The sequence below is a fragment of the Mesorhizobium sp. C372A genome, assembly GCF_030323245.1.
GTDB lineage: Bacteria > Pseudomonadota > Alphaproteobacteria > Rhizobiales > Rhizobiaceae > Mesorhizobium.
Genome location: NZ_CP100475.1, coordinates 2,478,029 through 2,498,490, shown reverse-complemented (window position 1 = coordinate 2,498,490; position 20,462 = coordinate 2,478,029). Strand labels below are relative to the sequence as shown.

21 protein-coding genes are annotated in these 20,462 nt (G+C 64.6%); 11 read left to right on the top strand and 10 right to left on the bottom strand.

What is annotated here, in order from left to right; all coding sequences use genetic code 11:
* Window positions 1-67: 67 nt before the first annotated feature.
* From NLY42_RS11835 to NLY42_RS11815, 6 genes are read left to right on the top strand one after another with little or no spacing between them, the layout of a single operon-like run.
* Window positions 68-1,054 (top strand): ABC transporter permease, encoded by a 987-nt coding sequence (locus tag NLY42_RS11835; protein ID WP_023756469.1) that lies wholly within the window; start codon window positions 68-70, stop codon window positions 1,052-1,054.
* Entirely contained in the window at window positions 1,051-1,881 is an 831-nt protein-coding gene (locus NLY42_RS11830) for an ABC transporter permease (protein WP_023754219.1), read from the top strand. The genes NLY42_RS11835 and NLY42_RS11830 overlap by 4 nt, the downstream gene beginning before the upstream one ends.
* Window positions 1,878-2,273, top strand: coding sequence for an ATP-binding cassette domain-containing protein (locus NLY42_RS32005; protein WP_502882204.1), 396 nt, complete (start codon window positions 1,878-1,880; stop codon window positions 2,271-2,273). The genes NLY42_RS11830 and NLY42_RS32005 overlap by 4 nt, the downstream gene beginning before the upstream one ends.
* Window positions 2,246-2,878, top strand: a complete 633-nt coding sequence (locus NLY42_RS32000) for an ATP-binding cassette domain-containing protein (protein WP_502882203.1) — start codon at window positions 2,246-2,248, stop codon at window positions 2,876-2,878. Before NLY42_RS32005 ends, NLY42_RS32000 begins: the two co-directional genes overlap by 28 nt.
* The gene (locus NLY42_RS11820; RefSeq protein ID WP_023672928.1) at window positions 2,875-3,660 is read left to right on the top strand and encodes an ATP-binding cassette domain-containing protein; all 786 of its coding nucleotides are present in this window, start codon (window positions 2,875-2,877) and stop codon (window positions 3,658-3,660) included. The genes NLY42_RS32000 and NLY42_RS11820 overlap by 4 nt, the downstream gene beginning before the upstream one ends.
* Window positions 3,657-4,166: an L-2-amino-thiazoline-4-carboxylic acid hydrolase gene (locus NLY42_RS11815; RefSeq protein WP_023672929.1), complete on the top strand. Its 510-nt coding sequence runs from the start codon at window positions 3,657-3,659 to the stop codon at window positions 4,164-4,166. The genes NLY42_RS11820 and NLY42_RS11815 overlap by 4 nt, the downstream gene beginning before the upstream one ends.
* Window positions 4,167-4,177: 11 nt before the next feature.
* Here the strand turns inward: NLY42_RS11815 and NLY42_RS11810 are convergent, their stop codons facing one another.
* The 5 genes from NLY42_RS11810 to NLY42_RS11790 are packed head-to-tail and all read right to left on the bottom strand — an operon-like array spanning window position 4,178 to window position 9,215.
* Entirely contained in the window at window positions 4,178-4,960 is a 783-nt protein-coding gene (locus NLY42_RS11810) for a DeoR/GlpR family DNA-binding transcription regulator (RefSeq protein WP_023672930.1), read from the bottom strand.
* A gap of 2 nt (window positions 4,961-4,962) precedes the next feature.
* Window positions 4,963-5,766 (bottom strand): HAD-IIB family hydrolase, encoded by an 804-nt coding sequence (locus NLY42_RS11805; RefSeq protein ID WP_023672931.1) that lies wholly within the window; start codon window positions 5,764-5,766, stop codon window positions 4,963-4,965.
* Between the two features lie 7 nt (window positions 5,767-5,773).
* Entirely contained in the window at window positions 5,774-7,066 is a 1,293-nt protein-coding gene (locus NLY42_RS11800) for an iron-containing alcohol dehydrogenase (protein WP_084779818.1), read from the bottom strand.
* A gap of 14 nt (window positions 7,067-7,080) precedes the next feature.
* Window positions 7,081-8,538 carry a xylulokinase gene (locus NLY42_RS11795; protein ID WP_023754216.1) on the bottom strand — a complete coding sequence of 486 codons (1,458 nt, stop codon included), beginning with the start codon at window positions 8,536-8,538 and terminating at the stop codon, window positions 7,081-7,083.
* On the bottom strand, window positions 8,538-9,215 hold the full coding sequence (locus NLY42_RS11790; RefSeq protein WP_023743084.1) for a beta/alpha barrel domain-containing protein: 678 nt from the start codon (window positions 9,213-9,215) through the stop codon (window positions 8,538-8,540). Before NLY42_RS11790 ends, NLY42_RS11795 begins: the two co-directional genes overlap by 1 nt.
* 237 nt (window positions 9,216-9,452) lie before the next feature.
* Here NLY42_RS11790 and NLY42_RS11785 point away from each other — a divergent pair, with 237 nt between their 5' ends.
* From NLY42_RS11785 to NLY42_RS11765, 5 genes are all read left to right on the top strand, one after another.
* Window positions 9,453-10,766: an ABC transporter substrate-binding protein gene (locus NLY42_RS11785; RefSeq protein ID WP_023751732.1), complete on the top strand. Its 1,314-nt coding sequence runs from the start codon at window positions 9,453-9,455 to the stop codon at window positions 10,764-10,766.
* 67 nt (window positions 10,767-10,833) lie between these two features.
* Window positions 10,834-11,763, top strand: a complete 930-nt coding sequence (locus NLY42_RS11780) for a carbohydrate ABC transporter permease (RefSeq protein ID WP_155923309.1) — start codon at window positions 10,834-10,836, stop codon at window positions 11,761-11,763.
* 10 nt (window positions 11,764-11,773) lie between these two features.
* Window positions 11,774-12,607 (top strand): carbohydrate ABC transporter permease, encoded by an 834-nt coding sequence (locus NLY42_RS11775; protein WP_023754215.1) that lies wholly within the window; start codon window positions 11,774-11,776, stop codon window positions 12,605-12,607.
* A gap of 11 nt (window positions 12,608-12,618) precedes the next feature.
* A complete protein-coding gene (locus tag NLY42_RS11770; RefSeq protein ID WP_023754214.1) occupies window positions 12,619-13,674 on the top strand; it encodes an ABC transporter ATP-binding protein in 1,056 nt (351 codons plus the stop codon).
* Entirely contained in the window at window positions 13,671-13,835 is a 165-nt protein-coding gene (locus NLY42_RS11765; protein WP_023726413.1) for a hypothetical protein, read from the top strand. The genes NLY42_RS11770 and NLY42_RS11765 overlap by 4 nt, the downstream gene beginning before the upstream one ends.
* A gap of 22 nt (window positions 13,836-13,857) precedes the next feature.
* Here NLY42_RS11765 and ggt read toward each other — a convergent pair whose 3' ends face one another.
* The 5 genes from ggt to NLY42_RS11740 are packed head-to-tail and all read right to left on the bottom strand — an operon-like array spanning window position 13,858 to window position 20,405.
* A complete protein-coding gene (ggt, locus tag NLY42_RS11760) occupies window positions 13,858-15,444 on the bottom strand; it encodes a gamma-glutamyltransferase (protein WP_023754213.1) in 1,587 nt (528 codons plus the stop codon).
* Between the two features lie 35 nt (window positions 15,445-15,479).
* Window positions 15,480-16,781, bottom strand: coding sequence for an NAD(P)/FAD-dependent oxidoreductase (locus NLY42_RS11755; RefSeq protein ID WP_023754212.1), 1,302 nt, complete (start codon window positions 16,779-16,781; stop codon window positions 15,480-15,482).
* A 2-nt stretch (window positions 16,782-16,783) separates the two neighbouring features.
* The gene (locus NLY42_RS11750; protein WP_023754211.1) at window positions 16,784-18,166 is read right to left on the bottom strand and encodes a glutamine synthetase family protein; all 1,383 of its coding nucleotides are present in this window, start codon (window positions 18,164-18,166) and stop codon (window positions 16,784-16,786) included.
* Between the two features lie 6 nt (window positions 18,167-18,172).
* Complete coding sequence (locus NLY42_RS11745; protein WP_023698837.1) at window positions 18,173-19,456, bottom strand: glycosyltransferase; 1,284 nt, start codon at window positions 19,454-19,456, stop codon at window positions 18,173-18,175.
* Between the two features lie 10 nt (window positions 19,457-19,466).
* Window positions 19,467-20,405, bottom strand: coding sequence for a GntR family transcriptional regulator (locus NLY42_RS11740; protein WP_023685712.1), 939 nt, complete (start codon window positions 20,403-20,405; stop codon window positions 19,467-19,469).
* Between the last annotated feature and the right edge of the window lie 57 nt (window positions 20,406-20,462).

Here is a 20,462-nt window from a genome sequence, read left to right as displayed (position 1 = left end):
GCATGGCGTAGGGCCGCGTTTCGTCACACCGCACCTCTCCCGACTGGCGCAGCGCTATGCCTTTCCCATGACCCGCGCCCTCACCCTCATCCGCCGTCGCCTCGCCGGCAGCATCTTCGTGCTGCTGATCGTCATCATCGGCACATTCCTCCTCCTGGAAGCCGCCCCCGGTGACGCGGTCGACGCCTACATCGTCTCGACCGGCGGCGATGCCGGGATGATCGAATTGCTGCGCCATCGCTGGGGCCTCGACCAGTCCGAGCTGACACGGCTCGCCAACTATCTCTGGGCGCTGCTGCATTTCGACCTCGGCCAGTCCGTTACCTTCTCGCGGCCAATTCGCGATGTCATCCTGGAACGCCTGCCGACGACACTGCTCCTGATGGTCACCGCCACCGCGCTCTCCTTCGGGCTCGGCTCGGCGCTCGGCATCTATGCCGGCGCCAGACCCGGCAGCTTTCGCGACCGCTTCCTGTCGATCGGCTCGCTGGCGCTTTATGCCGTGCCGGGTTTCTGGCTTGGCCTGGTGCTGATCGTCGTCTTTGCCGTCGACCTGCGCTGGCTGCCGATCGGCGGCATCGAGAGCCTGGCCTCGGACAAGACCGGTTTTGACCGCGCCGCCAACATCGCCGTCCACCTCGTCCTGCCGGTTTCCGCGCTCGGCTTCATCTATCTGGCGCTCTATCTGCGCATGATGCGCGCCGGCATGGCGGAGGCGTGGCGGCAGGATTTTGTGCTCGCCGCCCGCGCCAGGGGGCTGTCGCGCCGCCGCATCGTGCTCGCCCATGTCGCCCGCAACGCGCTCTTGCCGCTGATCACCATGCTCGGCCTGCAATCGGCGCAGATGCTGGGCGGCAGCGTCGTCATCGAAAGCGTTTTTGTCGTGCCCGGCCTCGGCCGGCTGGCGCAGGAAGCGGTCGCCTCGCGCGACACGCCGCTGCTGCTCGGCATCATCCTCACCAGCGCCGTCCTCGTCATTGCCATCAACCTTGCAGTCGACATCGCCTACGCCTTCCTCGACCCGCGCGTCGGCGCCAGCGAGGCCAGCGCGTGAGCGCGCTGCCGCGCTTCCTGCGCCGGCCGGAAGCGGTCGCTGGCGCGATCATCCTGGCGCTTCTGTTCGCCATGGCGCTGTTTGCGTCGCTGCTCTTCCCCGGCGACCCGCAGGCCATTGCCGGATCAGCACTGCTGCCGCCGTTCCAGGACTGGTCGCTGCCGCTCGGCACCGACCGGCTCGGCCGTGACGTGCTGGCCGAACTGTTCCACGGCGCCCGCACCTCGCTGGCGGTCGGCCTGGCGGCGGCGGCGGCGGCACTCTTCGTCGGCGCGATCGTCGGCACGCTGGCCGGCTTTGCCGGCGGCCTTGTCGACGAGGGGCTGATGCGCATCACCGATGCCTTCCAGACCGTGCCGAGTTTTCTCCTGGCGCTGGCCTTCGTCAGTGTCGTCGGGCCGTCGCTCGGCGTCGTCGTCACGGCAATAGCGCTTGGCGCCTGGACCGGACCGGCGCGTGTAGCCCGCGCCGAAGTGCTGTCGATCCGCGAGCGCGATTACGTCGCCGGCGCTCGCGTCATCGGCATGCATCCGCTTGAGATCGCTTTTCGCGAAGTGCTTCCCAACGCTCTGCCGCCGGTGCTGGCCTTGTCCTCGGTAATCGTGGCGGCCGCGATCCTCACCGAGGCAGCGCTTTCCTTCCTCGGTCTCGGCGACCCCAATCGCGTCACCTGGGGCGGCATGATTGCCGAGGGCCGCACTGTGCTGCGCACCGCGCCCTTCCTGTCGATCGTTCCAGGTATCGCACTCGTGCTGACCGTGCTCGGTATCTATCTCGCCGGCGAAGGCGTGGTGGAGACGACGGTCGTGCGGAGGAGCCTGTCGTGACCGCGCTGGCTGAGATTCGCGATCTCTCGGTGCACTATCGGCGGGATGGGACCGAGGTGACGGCGCTGAAGGGGGTCAGCCTGGATGTTATTGCCGGCGAGCGGCTGGCGGTCATTGGCGAAAGCGGTTCGGGCAAGAGCACGCTGGCGCTGGCGGTGGCTGGACTGCTGCCGGCGAGCGCCAAGATTGAAGGGCATGTCAAGTGGCAATTTCAGGCGCCGCGATCCTTCCCACCCCCTCTGTCCTGCCGGACATCTCCCCCGCAAGGGGGGAGATCAGCAGCTTTGCCGACGGCTTCCCTTCTGCAACGTTCGTGGTTGGCGAAGGCGGAGATGAGAGAGCAATCTCCCCCCTTGCGGGGGAGATGTCCGGCAGGACAGAGGGGGGTGTGACGGAACGCCGACCTCTCAAATTAACCGAGCCCAGCACGCTCCCCCTTCCCGGCCGCGACATTGGTTTCGTCTTCCAGGACCCCTCCGCCAGCCTCGACCCCGTCATGACCGTCGGCAAACAGATCGCCGAAGTCGCCCGCACCCACCTCGGCCTCGACTGGCCACAAGCTTACGCCAAAGCCAAAACCCTGCTCCAACGTGTCCGGCTGCCCGACCCACAAACCGCCATGCGTGCTTTCCCGCACCAGCTCTCCGGCGGCCAGAAGCAGCGCGTTGCTGTTGCCGCGGCCATTGCAGCCGGTCCGAAACTGCTGATCGCCGACGAGGCGACCAGCGCGCTGGACACCATTGTGCAAGCGGAAATCGTCAGCCTCATTCGGCAACTGGTGGCGGAGGACGGCATGACGCTGCTGTTCATCAGCCACGACATCGCGCTGGCCGCCGAACTCGCAGAGCGTATCGCTGTATTCCGGAACGCCGAACTGATCGAACTCGGCCCGACGGAGCAAATCATAAACGCCCCGCGCCATGCCTATACGCGAACGCTGCTCGACGCCCATCTCGGCCTCGACGCCGATCCGCTGCTACGACGGGCGCCGGCATGAACTTGCTCACCGTCTTCGGTCTTACCAAGCGATACCGTCGTGGCGGCAAGGCCATCGCGGCCGTCGACGGTGTCTCCTTCGCCATCGAACCCGGCGAGACGCTGGCGCTGGCCGGGCCCTCCGGCAGCGGCAAGTCGACGATCGCGCGGCTGGTGCTTAGGTTGATCGAGCCCGACGCCGGCACCGTCCAGTTCGAAGGCGATGACTTTCTGCTCTTGAAGGGTGCGGCCCTGCGCACCAAGCGCGCGCGCCTGCAAATGGTTTTCCAGGATCCGCTCGCCGCGTTCAACCCGCGCGCCACGGTGGCTCGCGTGCTTGACGATCCCTTGCGCATCCATGCCATCGCTTCCCGCGCCGAGAGGCCGGCCCGCATTGCTGCCTTGCTGGAGCGCGTCGGGCTGGCAGCCGATCTCGCCTCGCGCGCCATTCACGAAATCTCCGGCGGCCAGCGCCAGCGCGTCGCCATCGCCCGAGCCATCGCGACCAAACCGTCGCTGATCGTGCTCGACGAAGCGGTGTCGGCGCTCGACGTTTCGGTGCGCGGACAGATCCTCGAGCTGCTGCTCGACCTGCAGGTCAGGGAACGGATCACCTATCTCTTTATTTCCCATGACCTCGGCGTGGTGCGGGCCATCGCCCACCGCGTCGTTCTTCTCGACGCCGGGCGGATCGCCGAGAGCGGCGACGCCCGCAACGTAATCGACGCGCCGCAGTCGGCAATCGGCAAGGCGCTGGTTGCGGCGGCGCCAAGATTGAACAAAAGTAGCAGGCAGGTACCATGACCGAACCAGAAGCCAGAGCCGAAAAACTGTCGCTCGAACTCGATTCCGCCTTCCGCAACCGCGCCGATCTCTACCGTCTGTTTCTCGACGAGCTGACCGGCGAACTCGGCGCGGAAAAGGCCGAGGCGATCATGATCCGCACCATCGAGCAGCGCGGCAAGGAGGTGGCGGCGGCCGCCTTCGCCCGTTTCGGACCTAACGACGCGCCGGCCATCGGCGAGGCATTTTTGGCCGTCAGCCCGGATGGCGGCCTGATGTATCCGACGGATGTCGAGCGCGGGCCGGACCACATCGCTTTCAAGGTGAAGCGTTGTCCGCTGAAGGACGCCTGGGTCGAGGCCGGTGTCGGTGATGAAAAACTCGCCACGCTCTGCCGCATCGCCGGCGCTTTCGACCGTGGTCTGTTCGAGGCAACGGGCGTGCGCTTCGACAATGTCACCTGGACGCCGGGCCACGGCTCCGGCTGCTGCCACATCGCGCTGACCAACCGGGATGCCGCCGGATAGGCAGTTGCTGATCAGCCGGCGGCAAACACATGCAGCTCCGTGCCCGCCTGTTCGGCAGCAGTGCGCAGGTCGGCCTTCGGTTCGCTGTCGGTGACGATATCGGCAATGTCATCGAGCCCGCAGATGCGTTCGAGACTGCTGCGGCCAAACTTGTCGTGGGTCACCACCAGCACCGTCGACAATGAACGCGATATCATCGCGCGTTTAACGGCTGCGGCACCCGAGATCATGTCGCTCGGACCATCGGCGCTTATCCCCGATGCCCCGATAATGGCGACGTCGGCATTGTAGCGGCGCAGGAACTCGACGGTGTCTTCGCCCAACACGCTGCCTTCCCGGCTATCATAGGTCCCGGGGCAGAGCAGCACCCGAAAGGTCGGATTGGCGCCGGCCACAGAGGCCACTCCGGTGGAATTGGTGATGATGGTCAGGTCGCGCTTCAGCTGCGAAAGGTTGCGCGCCACCTCATAGGTGGTCGAACCGCCATCGATCATCACGATCTGGCCCTTCTCGACAAGGCTTGCCGCGCCGCGGCCGATGCGGGCGCGCTCCTCGATCAGGGTCAGGCCACGCTCGGAAATCACCGGTTCTGATGTCACCAGCGAGATCGTCGCACCGCCATAGGTGCGGTTGATCAGCCCGGCATCGCCGAGTTCGATGAGATCGCGGCGGATGGTCTCGCCGGCGACGCCGATGCGCCGTGCGAGCTTGGAGATGCGTATCGACGCCGACCGGCGCACTTCCGAAAGGATAAGCGCGTGCCGCTCCTTCTTCGTCAGTCGGCCTTGGTCCATGACTATTCCATTCCCTTTGCAGCAATCAGCGCGTCGCCAAGCTCGGCAAATCCCTCCGCGCCGCGCCCGCTTGTGACGAAGGCGGGAGACGCCGGAAGCTCGCCGGCGAAGTCCAGCACATTAGCGACGCCGACGCTGTTGGGGAAGAAGCCGAACATTGGTGCATCGTTTGGACTATCGCCGACGAAGACAATGCTGTCCTTGTCGTGGTCTATGTCTATACCAAAACAGTCGCGCAAGAATAGCCGGCTTGTTGACAGTTTGTCGTATTTGCCGAACCAGCCATTGACATGGATGGACGAGATTTTCGCCGCCGCTCCATAGCGCTGAAAGATAGCGACGATCTTCAGCACTTCAGATTTGGGCAGCGGCGCGACATCCTCGCGAAAATCGATCGCCAAATCGGCTTCGCGATAGGCCTGGTCAGCGGCGACCGCCGCACCCGGAATTTCCGCGAGCACGGCGCGTTCGATCTCGCGCAGGCGCGCCGCGTCAGCCTGCCTTTCGCCGGCACTCCTGGCATAGTGACGAACGATGCGCTTGGCAGTGCCGTCATAGCGGAAATAGAAAGCGCCGTTCTCGCCGATCACGCCATCGACCGGCCATTGCCGCGCGATCAGGTCGCACCAGCCGGCAGGGCGGCCGGTCACCGGCGCGACAAGGAAGCCGGCCTGCTTCAGCCGCTCGAGCGCCGCATAGGCTTTTGCCGGCAGCCGTCCCTTGTCGGTCAAGGTGTCGTCGATATCGGTCAGAACGACGGCGATGTTGCGCCGGTCTAGCGCGGTGAAGTCGGCAAGCGGACGCAGCACCCGCTCAGGCTCCCGCCGCAACCGTTTCGAGCGAGGCAGCCGCGACGTCGAGCATGGTGAACCTGTCGCGGATCAGCCGGGCATTGGCGACCGCCTCGTCGTAGAAGCCAGCCGGTATGGCAACCTCCTGCGGCGTGGTCGGCGCGCCGGCGGCGCGCAGTGCTGCCGCGATCTCGCGCGCCGGGCGTGCCACCCGCACCAGCCTTTCACGATGCGAGCGCCATTGCTTGGCCAGCATGGTGTTGATGGCGTTTGCCCGTTCGCGGTCCAGCAGCTTGGGCTTGAATGCCGCCCAGCAGGAACGTCCGAGCGTTTCGCCGAAGATTTCGATGAAGCGGTCTGGCGTATCGGCGGACGGCGCGAGCTGCAGCTCCCGCAGCGCCAGCACGCGTTCCTGCAGCCGCGCCATCGTCAACGTCGTCACCGCTATGTGCTCGCCGTGATGCGCCTCGGGCAATCCCTGGCCCCGCATGTCGATATAGTGGGCGATGAGATGTTCGCCCTGACTGGCCGGATAGGAGCCGCCGCACAAAGTCATGCCAAGGCCTGACATGACCAGCGTGCGCACCAGCACTTCCATCGCCTCAAGGTCGCCGGTCCCGAGTTCGCCGGCTTTGGCGATAAGCGCCTCCTCGTCCTCGGCCAGAAGCATGAACGGCGCCTCCCGGTAGGGCGTGCCGAGCAACAGATGCGCCATCAGCCAATCGGTCTGCGCGGTCGACCGCGCCATCGAATCGCCGAAGCCGGCAGCGATCAGCCGGTGCGGCGCTCGCGCCATGACATCGAGATCGAGGAAGACACCGACCGGCAGGCTCGCCGTTAGCGATTTCTTCAGGCCGTCCTCTGTGATTGCCGCAGACACCGAGGTGTAGCCGTTCATCGACGGCGCGGTGCCGAACACCGCATAGGGCTTTTGGGTCAGATGGGCGGCATATTTGGTGATGTCATTGATCGAGCCCGATCCGACCGCGACTAGGCCGCTGGCGTCTTTCGTGCGGGCGATCACCGATCGCACGGCGTCCATGTCGGGATGCGGATGGCGCGGCAGGATGATCTTGTCGACATCGATCGAGCCGCGCAGCGCAATCGACACTCTCTCGCCGAGAGCCAGCCTTGTGTCGGGATCCATGACAACGGCGAGCCTGCGGCCGAGCGGCAGCGGCTTGACCAGCGCATCGGCTTCGTCGCCGAGACCGCGCCCTATGACGATGGTCTTCAGCGGCACCGACAGCATTCCCTGGCTATCCGGGTCAGGCAGCGTGCCGGCAATAAGGCGATCGAGCATTTGTCTGGACATAGGATGCAGTCCGGTCAGTCAGCATGAAGCGGGGTCAGGGCATCGAACAAGGTGCGATACCGGCGGTAACTTCTGTCGTAGGCGGCCTTGGCGGAAGGATCAGGGTCGATCGTCTCGATGTGGCCGGCCAGCCTTTCAGCCGCCTGCTGCACTGAGGAGGTAAGGCCGATGGCTGCGGCGGCAAGGATTGCAGCACCGATCGGCGAGGCATCGGCCGCATCCGCGATCTCGACCGGCCTGCCGCTGACATCGGCACGGATTTGCGCCCATACCCGGCTGCGCGCGCCACCGCCTGAGAGCCGGATGCGCCCGGTTGTTATGCCGAGCTCGTCCAGCCGGTCGACAACGTCGCGCATGGCGAAGGCGCAGCCTTCCAGCACTGCGCGAGCGCAGGCCGCTTTGCCGTGGAAGGATGTCAGGCCGTAGAAAGCGGCACGCGCTTCGGCGATCCAGCGCGGCGCCATGGCACCGGACAAGGCCGGCAGGAACAGCAAATCGTCGCTGCCGGCAACCACCGTCGCCGCCAGTTCCGACATCGCCGCCGGCGAATCGACGCCGAAGGTTGTTAGAAACCACGTCACCGCGCCGCCCGAGAGCCATCCGGGATTGGAGATGAAATAGCCGTCGCCGAGAAAGCCATGGGTCTCGACCAGGCCGCCGGGGTCGAGGCGAAGCGTGCCGGACACCGCGCCGACCACTTCGGCCGTGCCGAGATTGCAGGCGACGACACCGGGCACGACGACCCCGGCGCCTATGGCGGCCGAAAAATCATCGCCGGTGCCGACCGCCAGCGGCGTGCTCACAGGCAGACCGGTGAGCTCGGCGCCGGCGTGCGTCAAGGCGCCGGCGATCTCAGATGCATCGTCGATGCCGGGCAATTTATCTGCATCGATGTCGAAGGCCGCCAGCAGATCGCCGGCATAGTTGTGCTCCTTCAGCCCATAGAGCATGGTCGTCGAGGCCAGCGCGTGATCGATGACGGCACGACCGCACAACGCTGCGACCACGAATGATACCGGTTGATGCCAGAGCGCCACTCGGCGCGCTTCGGGCAGGTTGCGCGCGGCCCAGCGGATTTTCGCCGCCATATGCGTGGCGTCCAGAACGAGACCGGTGCGCTCGCGGATGAAGTCCGGATCGATGGCGGCGATCTCTGCCGCCGCGCGCCGATCCATCCAGATGATGCACGGCGTCAGGGCCTGGCCGCTGCTGTCGACCGCAACACAGCCGTCGAGTTGGCCGGCAATGGCAATGCCCTTGATGTCGGACGGCGCAAGCCCAGCCTTGTCGAGCGCGCCGGCAATGGCCGGCTTGAGCGCCGCCAGCCACAGCGCCGGATTCTGTTCGGCCCAGCCGGGCGCCGGGAAGGCCGGCTGGTACAACACAGCGGCCTCGCCACGCAGCCGCAATTCGTCATCGACAACGATCGCCTTCAGGCTTTGTGTGCCGAGATCGATGCCGATGACTGGCATTAGACACGCTCGCAATCCGCGAGAACATCCCGCAGTTGCGAGAGGATAGAACCTTTCGTCGGCGAATAGGAACCGTCGAACACCGCTGTGCCAATGGTAAAAGCGTTGGCGCCGGCCAGCTTGATCGCCTTGATCCGATCGGCTGATGCCACGGCGCCGGCGACGATCAGATGCCGCGACGGACCAAGCCCGCGCCGGGCTGCGCGCACCAGTTCGGCCGGGTCGGCCTCGGTGGCGCGATAGGCGAGGATGTCGCATCCCGCACAACCCTTCTCGGCGAAGGCGCGGCAGTCGGCCTCGACATCCTCGGCCGAACCGCCGAGCTTGGTCGGATGGCCGACCGGCCGACCCGGAAAAGGGTAGTATTCGGTGCCGCTCCCCTCCAGCAACGCCATGATCTCGTCGACCTGGGTTCCACCGAGCAGGCGCCGGACGCCGAGATCCCTGGCGATGCGCGCGGAATTAAGGCAGGCCTCAGCCGTCGTCGAGACAACTTCCATGTAAGTGGTGGCGCCTGTCCGGCCAATGGCGACAGCGAGCTTGCGCAGCACATCCGGCGCGACGCCAATATCCTTGAAGCCGACATGCTTCAGGCCGACCGGCTCAATCAATTCGACCAGGTCGAGACAGTCCTCGACCGTGCGATCGTTGCGCGTCAGCATGAAGATGAAGTCCATCCGAAAGGTCCCTCGCCTGGTCGGGAAAGCCGGTTTGCTGCCGGTCTGTTAACACCTCCCAGCCATTTGTTGCAAGGTGCCACATTTTGATTTGCAGTACCACACATTTTATGACAGAACGGGCGCCAGCCCGCCAGGCACGACTTCTAGGGAGAGGGAAGAATGCTCAAGCCGCTGAGACGTACTGCGTCCAGACTGCTCGTCGCAGCCGTATTTGTGTGGCCCCTGACGTGGCAAGTGACACAAGCGGCCGCGTGGGATCTGAAAGAGGCGTCGAAACCCTATAGCGGCCAGACCATCCGCATGGTCGGCGAGGCGCTGCCGCCGCTCGAAGCGCTGAAGAAGATGGCGCCGGAGTTTGAAAAACAGACCGGCATCCATGTCGAAGTCGAGATGTACGAGCACTCGGAAGCCGTCAACAAGGTGCAGCTCGATCTCAACTCGCACCGCGGCCGCTACGACGTCATCATCCAGCCGCATCGCGAACTCGGCAAGTTCGCCACCAACAACCATCTGGTCGAAATCGCCAAGATGATGGCCGACCCGGCTTTGCGCGATCCGAGCTTCGAGCCGGAGAAGCAGCTCTACCAGACCGCCTGGCACGAAATCTCCTGGTATGACGGCAAGGAGTACGGCTTCCCCTTCACAGTGCTCAACATGTTCATGTGGTATCGCTCGGACCTGCTCGCCGATCCCAAGGAGCAGGCAGGCTTCAAGGCCAAGTATGGCTACGACCTCGCTCCCGCCAAGGACTGGAAGCAATATCGCGATATCGCCGAATGGTTCTATCGCCCCGACCAGGGCTTTTACGGCACCGCCCTGCAGGGCAAGCGCCACGAGGCGCTGTGGTATGAGTGGCTCAACTTCCTTTATTCCTTCGGCGGCGACGTGCTCGACGTGAAGAGCGGCTCGGCCTGCGGCCCGGTCATCGTCAACAGCCCCAAGGCCGTCGCCTCGCTCGAATATTACAAGAGCCTGCTGCAATTCTCGCCGCCGGACAGCCTCAACTATTTCTGGGATGATGTCATGGCACTGATGCAGCAAGCCAAGGTCACCGAGCTGATCATGTGGAACGACGCAACCTATGCCGTATCGGTCGACACCACGGCCTCCACCGTGGTCGGCAAGGTTGGCTTCGATCTCGTGCCGCAAGGCGACGGCGGCAAGATCGGCCAGGTCGAGGGCTGGACCTATCTGATCCCGGTCTATTCGAAGAACCAGCAGGCCGCCTTCCTCTTCGTCCAGTGGATGATGGGCTATGACCGCCAGCTCGAGCAGCATCTCAATGGCGGCGCCTCGGGCCGGCCCGATGTCTATGCCTCGGCGGAGGTGCAGAAACTGCCCTACGCCAAGGCGTCGATGGAGGCCAACGAGCATGCGGTGCCGAAGGCGACGCTGCCGCAATCGGCCGAGATGACCGACATACTGGTGCGCGAACTGTCATCCTACCTCGCCGGCGAAAAGGAGGCGCAGGCCGCCCTCGACACCGCCGCCACCGACATCTCGACACTGCTCGGTTCTTGCGCACCCATGACCTATCCGGCACGATAGGCCTTGAGATGTCGCGCAGAGGCTACCCGCACAAGCGGGTAGCCGTTCTTGTCCGCAGGAAACGCCCGTGACGAACCGCACTCCATCGCCGCGCGGAATGCCGCTTCTCGACCGTGGGGTGGGGCCGCTCTTGATGCTGCCCGCGACGCTGCTCGTCGTCGTCTTCCTGGTCGGCCCGTTCTACTACATGGTCTACACCGCGCTGACCGACCTCAGCTTCGCCGACGCCAGCCATGCCGGCGCCTTCGTCGGTTTCGACAATTTCCGCAAGCTGATGCGCAACGACCCATTCTTCTGGGCATCGTTCCTGCTGACGCTGAAATTCGTCATCATCGCCGTCGGCCTGGAATTCCTGCTCGGCTTTGCGCTGGCCTTCCTGATCTTCCGCTTCGTCGCCAGCCAGCGGCTTCTCACCACACTGCTGCTCATCCCGATGATGATCGCGCCGGTCGCCGTCGGGCTGATCTGGCGGCTGCTGTTGCAGGGCGATTTCGGCATGCTCACCTTCTACATGCGCAAGGTCGGCCTGCTGGCGCAGAATTCGGCGGTGCTTTCGGCACCCGACCTGGTGTTTCCGACCATCGTCGCCATCGATGTCTGGCAGTGGACGCCTTTCGTCACCCTGATCATGCTCGCCGGGATGATGAGCCTGCCGCGCGCGCCGTTCGAGGCGGCGATGATGGATGGCGCCAAACCGTTCCAGATTTTCCGAAACGTCATGCTGCCGCTGCTGCGGCCCGTCATCGCGCTGGTGCTATTGCTGCGCGGCATCGACGCCTTCAAGGAGTTCGACAAGGTTTTCCTGATGACCGGCGGCGGACCGGGAACGCTGACCGAGCTGGTCTCGATCTACGCCTACCGCGTCAATTTCCGTAACTGGGACCTCGGCTACGGCGCCGCGGTCGCCTTCATGATCTATCTCGTCGTGCTGATCCTGTGCTCGGTCTTCTACAAGGCCGTCTACTGGTCGAGCCGCAAGCAGGTGGGGGCGTTTTGAGGGCGCTGCGATGATCGATCAGTCCACCAACCGCGCCTGGAAAAGCTTTGCCTGGGCGGTGTTGCTCGTCGCCGTCGTGGTGGCGCTGACGCCTTATGTCTGGATGGTGCTGGCGTCGTTCAAGAACCGCGTCGATCTTCTGTCTTCTGTGCCGAAATGGATTTTTTCGCCGACGCTTGCCAACTATCCCGCCGTCTTCATCGACAAGGAATACTGGCCGCTGGCAATCAACTCGGTGCTGATCTCGGTGTCGTCTACGGTGCTCTGCATCGTCATCGGCGCGCCAGCGGCCTATGGCTTTGCCCGCTCGGATTTTCCCGGCAAGGAAGACCTGTTCTTCTTCTTCCTGACCACGCGCATGGCGCCGCCGATCTCAATCGCCGTCCCGCTGTTCCTGTTCTTCACCTCGCTGGGCCTGATCGACACCATCTACGCCGTTGTGATCGCCCACACCTCCTTCAACCTGTCGCTCGTCGTCTGGATGATGCGCGGCTTCTTCGCCGAAATCCCCAGGGAGATCGACGAGGCCGCGATGATGGACGGCCGCTCGCGGCTCGGCGCATTCTTTTTCGTCGTCGCGCCGCTGGCCGCGCCCGGCATCGGCGCAACGGCCGTGCTCTGCTTCATCCTGTCGTGGAACGAGTTCCTCTATGCCTTCATCCTCGTCGCTTTCGACGGGCGGCCGCTGACCGTCGGCATACCGGGGCTGGTGACGCCGCATGGCACGCTCTGGGGACAGGTCGCGGCAGTCGCGATCGTGGCAACGCTGCCGATCGTGCTTTTCACGTTCCTTGTCCAGAAACAGCTCGTCCGCGGCCTCACCTTCGGCGCGGTCAAGGGTTGAAGGGATCTCGCATGGCAATTGTTTTCGACGGCGTCACCAAGGCTTTCCCCGACGGGACGGTGGCGCTGCAGGCGCTCGATCTTGCTTTCGAGCCCGGCGAATTCCTGGTTCTGCTCGGGCCCTCTGGTTCCGGCAAGACGACAGCCTGCCGGCTGCTTGCCGGCCTTGAACGTCCCACGGCCGGCCGCATCATGGTCGAGGGTCGCGATGTCACCGACCTGCCGCCGCGCCTGCGCGGCATGGGCATGGTGTTCCAGAACTATGCGCTCTACAGCCATAAGAGCGTCTACGAGAACATCGCCTATCCCTTGCGCATCCGAAAAATGCCGGCCGCCGAGCTTGACCGCTGCGTCCGCGCCATGGCCGAGCTGCTCGAAATCACCCGTTACCTCGACCGCCGCCCTTCGCAATTGTCGGGCGGCCAAGCGCAGCGCGTGGCTGTGGCCCGCGCACTCGTCTGGCAGCCGAGCCTCTGTCTGATGGACGAGCCGCTGTCCAATCTCGACGCCTTGTTGCGGCTCCACATGCGCACCGAGCTGAAGCGTCTGCATCGCGAGCTGAAAAAGACCTTCGTCTTCGTCACCCACGACCAGGAAGAGGCGATGACGCTGGCGACCAGGGTCGCGGTATTGCGCGAAGGCGCACTGATCCAGTACGACGACCCGCGCGAGATCTATCGGCGGCCTGCCAATCGCTTCATCGCCGAATTCATCGGCCGTCCAGCGATGAACACGTTCGATGGCGATGTCCGCGCCGGCGTCTTCCACGCCAGCGGTTTCACTTGCCCGCTTCCGGGAAAGCTTGATGGTCCCATCGTGCTCGGCATTCGCCCCGAGCAGATCCAGCTTGTCGACGCGACTGCCGGCGATGCCATCCTGTTTGCCGTCGACGTCGTCGAACCGGTCGAGCCGGACGTGCTGATCTTCGCCAAGAGCGAGGCGAATGCGCTGATCGTCAGGACAGTGAATGTCGATCGCGCTTTCGATCCCGGCCAGCCGCTTTATCTACGCTTTCCGCCGGCGGCGCTGCACACGTTCGATGCGGTTTCGGGAGCGCGGCTGCCGTGAGCTCGCTACTCGCTTTGGTGCCGCTCGCCGCCGCGGCACTTGTCTGGCGGCTGTTCTACAGCTTCAACCGGTCGCGGCGCTGGTTCTCGATGGGGGAACTCATCTTCTGGGACGCCATTGCACTGGTAATCCTGCAGCTTGTCTGGCTGATCTGGTTCTGAATGCGCATTCCAGTAACGCAGATCAGTAGCCCAGCGCACAACCGTCCTTGCGCGGATCGGAGGCACCGGTGAGCGTGCCCTTTTCCCAATCGATCAGCACCAGCTGGCCGCCGCCATGCGGCTCCTCGGCGATCGAAACCTGATGGCCGCGCTGACGCAGGCCGGCGATCGCCTCAGCCGGAATCCCGCGCTCGGCCAGCACGGCATTGTCCTTGTAGAACACCCGTGGCGCATCCAGTGCCTGCTGCGGGTCCATCCCGAAATCGATCATGTTGGTCAACAGATGGACATGGCCGAACGGCTGGTAGCCGCCGCCCATCACCCCGAACGGCATCACCACCTTACCCCCTCGCGTCGCCATGCCAGGCATGATGGTGTGCATCGGTCGCTTTCGCGGCGCGATATGATTTGGATGGCCTTCCGTGAGGCGAAAACTGCTGCCGCGATTCTGCAGCACGACGCCTGTCTTGGGACCGACGACGCCGCTGCCGAAGGAACCGAAGGTCGAGTTGATGAAGCTGACTGCATTGCGGTCGCGGTCGACCACGGAGATATAGACGGTGTCGCTGCGCGGCAGCTCAAGCCGCGGCAGATGCGTCATGGCGAGGGCCGGATCGATGGCGGCGCGCAGCCGCTCCGCATAGGCTGCCGACAGCAGTTGTTCGACGGGGACCTGGACGAAATCCTGGTCGCCGATGAAAGTATCGCGGTCCTGGTAGGCAAGCCGGCCGGCTTCGATCTCGAGATGCAGCCGCTGGGCACTGTTCGGCTCCAACGAACCAAGGCTGAAGCCCGAAAGCACATTCAGCATGATCAGCGCCGTCATGCCCTGATTGTTCGGTGGCATCTGATGGATATCGTAGCCGCGATAGGACGTATTCACCGACGTGACGTAGTCGCCTTGGGTCTCGGCGAAATCCTCCAATGCATGCAGCCCGCCCAGTGCGCGAAGACGTTCCACCAGATCGTTCGCGACCTCACCTTCGTAGAAACCGGCGCGGCCTTGGCTTGCCACGGTGCGCAGGGTTTTCGCGAGTTGCGGTTGCCGGTGCACATCGCCAGCTAGCGGCGCCCTTGCCTCGGGCAGGAAGATGCGCGCGGCATGTTCATCGGCTGAGAGCAGGGCGACCTCGTCGGCCCAGTCGAAGGCGACGCGATCATGCACGACATAACCCTGTTCGGCATAGCGAATGGCTGGCGCCAGCACGGCGTCGATGCCCTTTTTTCCGTGGTCCTCGAGTAGCCGGCACCATGCATCGATGGCGCCTGGTATGGTGACGGCATGCGGTCCGGTTCCAGGCAGTTCGCTATGGCCCCGCTCCAGATACCAATCGGCATTTGCAGCAGCAGGCGACCGCCCCGAGCCGTTGAAGGCCAGCACCTCGCCCTCGCCTTTGGGGGAGTAGAGCACAAAACAGTCGCCACCGATGCCGGTCGATTGCGGCTCGACCACCCCTTGCACTGCCGCCGCACAGACGGCGGCATCCATGGCGTTGCCGCCGGAGCGCAGCATGTCGATAGCCGCCAGCGTCGCCAACGGATGCGATGTCGCCGCCATCGCTTCTGTCGCGCGAACCGGCGAGCGGCCGGGGAGTTGAAAATCACGCATGCAATCCTCCGATGATCCACCCGCCGGTAGTAACCTCAATGCTTGATGCGGTCGCGCATGGCGTACCACAACATCCCCAGCACATAGAGCGGACCCCGCAGCGCCGTACCGCCCGGGAACGGCATCGGCGTCAGCGTCGAGAACAGGTCCAGCCGCGAGGCGTCGCCCGTAATCGCTTCGGCCAAGAGCTTGCCCGACAGCGTCGACAGGATGACGCCCTTGCCGGAATAGCCATGCGCGAAATAGACCTCGCCATAGTGCCCGACATGCGGCAGCCGCGACGTGGTCACCGACACCAGACCGCCCCAGGCATGATCGATGCGGCAGCCCTTCAGTTGCGGGAAGGTGGCCTCCATGTGCGGCCGCACGAAGCCGGCGATGTCGGCCGGCGGCGATGGCGTGTAGCGCTCGCCGCCGCCGAACAGCAGCCGACCGTCCGCCGACATGCGGTAGTAGTTGACGACGAAGCGTGTATCGGACACCGCCACATTGGCCGGGATCACATTGCGCTTGCCCTCCAGCGGCTCGGTGGCGACGATATAGTTGCCTACCGGCATGATGCGGCTGTTGACGCGCGGCTCCAGCCCATGCAGCAGCGCGTCGCCGGCCAGCACGACATGTTTGGCCCTTACCGACCCCTGCGCCGTCGAGACCCGGATCGAAGGCTCGCGCTCCAGCTTTACCGCTACGGAATTTTCATGGATGACGACACCGGCCGCCACGGCGGCATGGGCAAGGCCGAGCGTGTAGTTCAGCGGATGCATATGGCCGCCAAGCGGCTCATACATCGCGCCATGATAGGGCGTGTCGACCTTGCCGCGTGCCTGCGCCGCCGACAGGATCTCGACGTCGCGGAACTTCATCACGCTTTCAAGGCATTTGGCCTCGTCTTCGAGATCCCTGAGGTCGGAGCCATTAACGGCACCGACGAGATGGCCGGTCAGCCGCAGATCGCAGTCGATGGCGTGGCGCTCGATGATGTCGAGCACCAGGCCCCGCGCCTCGAAGGCGAGGTCGAACAGCGCCTTCGCCCGCTCGGGGCCGTAAAGCTTGACCAACCCCTTGGCGCCTTTGCGCAGGCCGGGGATCATCTGGCCGCCATTGCGGCCCGACGCGCCCCAGCCGATCTTGCCGCCTTCGAGCAGCACCACCTTCAGGCCGCGCTCGGCGGCATGAAGGGCGGCCGACAGGCCGGTGCAGCCGCCGCCGACCACCACCAGATCGGCGCCGACATCTCCCACCAGCGCCGGATGGTCCGGCGCCGGATTGGCGGTGGCGACATAGTAGGATTTGCCGATATCGAGGCCCGAATTGAAACCCGTTGAGCCGGAGGCCATGATCACACCTTCAGCAGCAAATGGTCGCGTTCCCAACTCGTCACCACGCTTTGGAACAGGTCGAGTTCGACGCTCTTGACGCGCAGATAGGTCTGGAAAAAATCCTCGCCGAGCAATGCCCGCACCGGCTCGCAAGCAATGAAACGATCAAGCGCCTCCTCCATCGTTTTCGGCAGCGTGCTTTTGATCTTGTAGGCATTGCCCGAGGCCTCAGCCGAGCGCGCCAGCTTCTGCTCGACGCCGAGATAGCCGGCAAGCAGCGAACCGGCGATCGCCAGATAGGGATTGCAATCCGCTCCCGGCAAGCGGTTCTCTACCCGCCGGGCGGCGCGGCCACCTGCCGGCACGCGCAGGCCGCAAGAGCGGTTGTCATGCGACCATTCGATGTTGGCCGGTGCGCTGTGGTTCGGCCGGATGCGGCGGAACGAGTTCACGTTGGGTGCGAACAGCGGCATGATCTCGGGCACATATCTCTGCAGGCCGCCGATGAAATGGCCGAACATTTCGGTGTCTGCATCATCTCTGTCGGCAAACAGCGCGGCGCCCGTCTTCTCATCGACGACGGACATGTGCAGGTGCATCGAGCTTCCCGCCTGCGCCGCGATCGGCTTGGCCATGAAGGTGGCGTGCATGCCGCTCTGCTGCGCCGCCTGGCGCGTCAGCCGCTTGAACAGCAGCACCTGGTCGGCCAGCGGCACCGCGTCGCCATGCAGCAGATTGATCTCCAGCTGCGCGGTGCCGGATTCATGGATCAGCGTGTCGAGCGGCAGACCGGCGGCCGCGGCATAGTCATAGACGCGCCTTATCACCGGCTCGAATTCTTCCAGCGCCACCATGTCATAGGGATGCTGCGAACCCTCGGCGCGGCCATTGGCGCCGACCGGTGCTGTCAGCGGCTGGTCGGGATTCGGATTGGGCGCGGTCAGATAGAATTCGACTTCCGGCGCCACCACCGCGCGCCAACCGCGCTTCCGGTAGAGATCGAGCACGGCGCGCAGCACATGTCGTGGCGAGGCCATCCAGGGCTTGCCTTCCATGTGGAAGGCGTCGGCGAAGACATAGGCTTTGCCAGGGCCACCGCCCGGCGCCAGGCACAGCGTCGACATATCAGGCACCATGCGCATATCCGGGTCTTGATAGGCAAAGCCTTCGTCGATCGAACCGGAGTAGCGGCCATCGATGCTGACCAGGAAAGCGCTGCTCGGCAGGTAGAGTGCGCGGTCTTCCAGCGCCTTGAGGAATTTTGCTGTCGGCAGCGCCTTGCCGCGCAGCACGCCATTCATGTCGGGCACCAGGCACTCGACCTCCGTGATGCCGTGCTGGGCGAGCCAGGCCTTGGGATCGTTGCCGGTGAAGAGAGCGGTGTTGGTATTTTTGTCCTGCATTTTGGTTCACGTACCTATGAGAGAGAGTATGGCTTGCGCGGCCACATCCGTTCCAGGGGTCAGCGCCATCTTGGCAGCATTGTCCCTGAGGCGGGCGCGCATCGCATCGTCGGCCAGCAGGCCGAGAATGGCTCTCTCCAATCCCCCTTCGGTCCAGGCGTCGCGGCCGATATGGTCGCCCACGCCCGTCTCTCCCGCGCGTTGCGCATTGTCGTGACCGTCCCAGCAATAGGGCATGATCAGCGACGGCACGCCGAAGCGCAGCGCCTCGCAAAAGCTGTTGTTGCCGCCATGGTGGATGAACAGGTCCGACTTCGCCACCACCGAAGGCTGCGGAAACCAGGCGTCGAGATAGACATTGTCCGGCACCGCGCGATAGGCGTCGCGCAGGCCGCCGGCATTGACGATGAAGCGCGCCGGCAGCCTGTCGAAGACGGCGAGCATGCGCTCGATCAGCCCGACATCCATCGCGCCGAGGCTGCCGAAGCTGACATAGACCAGCGGGCCGCCATTGCGCGGAAACACCGGCACCTCGAATGGCCCTTCCGAACGCACGCAGCCTTCGAGATAGACAAAGCGTTTGGGGTCGAGCGGCTCGGCCCGCTCACGCCGTACGATCGCTGGCGTCAGCAGCAGATTGAGGTCGGGTGATGTCTCGAGGAACAGGCCCTTGGGCAACGGCGCCAAGCCGGCATCCGCACGAAAACGGTTGAAGCGCTCATGCGCGGGTGCGGAGGCCGCGAGATAGCGCGCTTCGAACGCCGCACGTTGCGGGTCGTCGGCACCCATCCCCGAGAGATAGGGCGGCACCTCGGCATCCGGCAGTTCCGTCTCGGCACAGGAGACGACGCGCACCCACGGGCAGCCGGCGGCGGCGATCGCCGGGAACATGATGACGTTGTCGAGCACCACCGCGTCCGGCTTCAGCCGCGCCAGCAATTGGCGCAGCGGCGCCTCGGCGTTGACGGCGGTGTCGACGATCGCTTGCCAGGTCGGCGCGACATAGGTCTCGAGCTGGTCGATCGGGCTCAGCCGGAAATGCGGCAGGTGCCGGCGCACGAAGGCCTGCCAATAGCTCTGGCGGTCGCTGTCGCTCAGCGGCTCATCCGTCGGCAGATGGTATTCCTGGAAGCCATAGTCGGTAAAGACGCCGGAGAAGCCGGCATGGCAGATGAAGACGGGGCGAGCGCCCCGTGCGCGCAATGCCTGTGCGATACCGACGCAATTCAACGCGGCGCCGAAACTGGCTTCGGGAAACAGCGCGATGGTCGGGCTGGCTTTACGCGTCAATTATTCCTCTTCAATCCGGCCGGCTGATCATGCCGAACAGTGCGGGAGCTCCGCGGCTGGCTGCTTGCGGTCGCTGGCTGCGGGAGAGCCGCAGGTGGATGCGAAGCAGATCGGCAGCCACCTCATACTGCCGGCTTTCAAGATAGTCGAGTATGCCCGAGTGTTCGCGCAACGATTGCCGCAGCCGAAACACGTTGACGCCGGAATAGATGCCCGGCAGCCGGCGCAGGCGGAGATGATCGGCCAATGCATCCGACACAAAACGGTTGGCGCAGCCCTCGGCGATCATGCCATGAAAATCCATGTCCAGCCGCTGGAACTCGCGCGTGTCGAATGTCTCGTCCGGCAGCGCTGCAAGCGCTTCCATGCCTTGCCGCAACATTGCTGCCCGCGCCCCGTCCAGCCGAAAGCCTGGCGTCAGGATGGCCGCCGGCTCCAGCACCAGGCGGAACTCGTAGCTTTCGCCTTGCGCCTCCGGATCGTCCGGCGCGCGGCGAAACAACCAGGATTGCCCAGGCGCACGATCCAGAAGATTCTCGTCGGTCAGTTTGTTAAGTGCTTTTAGTACCGTCTTGCGATCAGCGTCGTAGCGTCGCATCAGCCCCGCGATGGTCACCGTCTGGTCCAACCGTCGCGCCGAGCGGTCGCGCAGGATGGCTTCGGCGAGCTCGTCTTCCTCCGCACTGGGTAGTTCGGCGGCAATGGCGGGCTGGGCGGCGAGGTCGACCGTCAGATGATAACCGCTGTCGGCCTCCCAGCGCACCACGCCCCGTTCCGCGAGCAGGCCGAGTGCCGCGCGTACGGGCGTGCGCGAGACATTGCACAGCGAGGCGATCTGCTGTTCGGGCAGGCGGGCGCCAGGCTCGAAGCCACGCTGCCGCGCCACATCCAGGATGCGTTGCGCCAGATCGAGATGGTTGGTGCGAGGTCGTCTGGCTACGGCTTGCATGACTTTTCTCGAATGCGAATGTGGCGCATTGGTCTGGCTGATCGCCGGAACAGGGAC

What these genes read in the sequence shown, in the direction of transcription:
- NLY42_RS11755 (WP_023754212.1), bottom strand. Translation starts at nt 16,781, where the DNA reads ATGGCCTCCGGCTCAACGGGTTTCAATTCGGGCCTCGATATCGGCAAA.
- NLY42_RS11790 (WP_023743084.1), bottom strand. Translation starts at nt 9,215, where the DNA reads ATGGACTTCATCTTCATGCTGACGCGCAACGATCGCACGGTCGAGGAC.
- NLY42_RS11835 (WP_023756469.1), top strand. Translation starts at nt 68, where the DNA reads ATGACCCGCGCCCTCACCCTCATCCGCCGTCGCCTCGCCGGCAGCATC.
- NLY42_RS11815 (WP_023672929.1), top strand. Translation starts at nt 3,657, where the DNA reads ATGACCGAACCAGAAGCCAGAGCCGAAAAACTGTCGCTCGAACTCGAT.
- NLY42_RS11800 (WP_084779818.1), bottom strand. Translation starts at nt 7,066, where the DNA reads ATGTCCAGACAAATGCTCGATCGCCTTATTGCCGGCACGCTGCCTGAC.
- NLY42_RS11795 (WP_023754216.1), bottom strand. Translation starts at nt 8,538, where the DNA reads ATGCCAGTCATCGGCATCGATCTCGGCACACAAAGCCTGAAGGCGATC.
- NLY42_RS11750 (WP_023754211.1), bottom strand. Translation starts at nt 18,166, where the DNA reads ATGCAGGACAAAAATACCAACACCGCTCTCTTCACCGGCAACGATCCC.
- ggt (WP_023754213.1), bottom strand. Translation starts at nt 15,444, where the DNA reads ATGCGTGATTTTCAACTCCCCGGCCGCTCGCCGGTTCGCGCGACAGAA.
- NLY42_RS11775 (WP_023754215.1), top strand. Translation starts at nt 11,774, where the DNA reads ATGATCGATCAGTCCACCAACCGCGCCTGGAAAAGCTTTGCCTGGGCG.
- NLY42_RS11810 (WP_023672930.1), bottom strand. Translation starts at nt 4,960, where the DNA reads ATGGACCAAGGCCGACTGACGAAGAAGGAGCGGCACGCGCTTATCCTT.
- NLY42_RS32000 (WP_502882203.1), top strand. Translation starts at nt 2,246, where the DNA reads ATGTCCGGCAGGACAGAGGGGGGTGTGACGGAACGCCGACCTCTCAAA.
- NLY42_RS11820 (WP_023672928.1), top strand. Translation starts at nt 2,875, where the DNA reads ATGAACTTGCTCACCGTCTTCGGTCTTACCAAGCGATACCGTCGTGGC.
- NLY42_RS11770 (WP_023754214.1), top strand. Translation starts at nt 12,619, where the DNA reads ATGGCAATTGTTTTCGACGGCGTCACCAAGGCTTTCCCCGACGGGACG.
- NLY42_RS11740 (WP_023685712.1), bottom strand. Translation starts at nt 20,405, where the DNA reads ATGCAAGCCGTAGCCAGACGACCTCGCACCAACCATCTCGATCTGGCG.